This is a genomic window from Vibrio sp. YT-18, from assembly GCF_033337345.1.
GTDB lineage: Bacteria > Pseudomonadota > Gammaproteobacteria > Enterobacterales > Vibrionaceae > Vibrio > Vibrio alginolyticus.
In genome coordinates, this window is the sequence record NZ_JAWOQO010000317.1 from 1 (window position 1) to 1,006 (window position 1,006).

At 44.5% G+C, this 1,006-nt stretch carries 2 protein-coding genes; one reads left to right on the top strand and one right to left on the bottom strand.

Going from position 1 to position 1,006, the window contains the following annotated elements; translation table 11 throughout:
- Positions 1–591, bottom strand: a 591-nt coding sequence (locus R7M72_RS26260; protein WP_318056614.1) for a fructose PTS transporter subunit IIA, incomplete at its 3' end; no start/stop codon positions are given.
- 267 nt (positions 592–858) lie between these two features.
- Here R7M72_RS26260 and R7M72_RS26265 point away from each other — a divergent pair.
- The coding region (locus R7M72_RS26265; protein ID WP_411913734.1) for a PTS fructose transporter subunit IIB at positions 859–1,006 on the top strand (148 nt) is incomplete at its 3' end.

Genomic DNA, 1,006 nt, shown 5'->3' on the forward strand with positions numbered 1-1,006 from the left:
ACCTCCCGCAACGATAATCGGGATCATGTGGGATGTGCCAAACAGCAAGTGCTCTTTAATGCGACCAAGTTTTTGCGCCCAAGGGCTCAGGGGTTCTGATGCAAATTCTAAAGAAGTTGGGAGAAATTCATTGGATTGGGTTTGAATATCAGTCAGCATCTCAAGCGCTTCTTCTCGCGATTGAGCCAACTTGAGCTTTTCAACAAAGCCGTCTTCGATAATTTTGGTGGAAATTTGTGCCAATACTTCAATGTGATGATGATCATCACCATCTGGGGACGCCAGCATGAAAAACACATCGGACAGCTCACCATCTTCGGCGCCATAATCAATCCCAATGCGGCTGATCCCGACCGCGACAGCCGGTTTCGCTACAGCATCACTTTTGGCATGAGGGATCGCAATACCATCATCAAATCCTGTGTTACCGATCTCTTCTCGTTTCCAGATATCTGCCAAGAACTGGCTTTGACTATTGAGCTTGCCGGCGGCCTCTAGCATCTCGACCAGCTCTTTGAGCGCTTCATCTTTGGTTTGAGCTTTTAGATCTAAACATATCGTTTCCAGCTCAATTAGGTTTGTGATGTCCATTGTTTTACCTTCCAATATTCACGCTCGAATATATACCCAAGTGAGTTTGAGATACAGGGTCCCCTGGCTCGTATGCGTTCCTACTCATTTTATTTGGGCATAGATTAACCAGTGCCTACCCTTTGATATATAGGACTAAAAGTGCATTAACTGGATTAATGTAACATGAGATTCAAACTGTGATAGAGCTCTTGCGTTAATCCAGCTCAAATCAATTCAATCTGCGGTGGCTGTGCTAATATCCACAAAAAATAAAACGGATAGAACATGAAAATCGTAGCGGTGACAGCATGCCCTACAGGCATCGCTCATACTAATATGGCGGCAGATGCACTAATGAAAGCAGCGCCAAAACATAACGTGCAAATTAAAGTAGAAACGCAAGGTGCGATGGGGATAGAATACACTCTTTCTC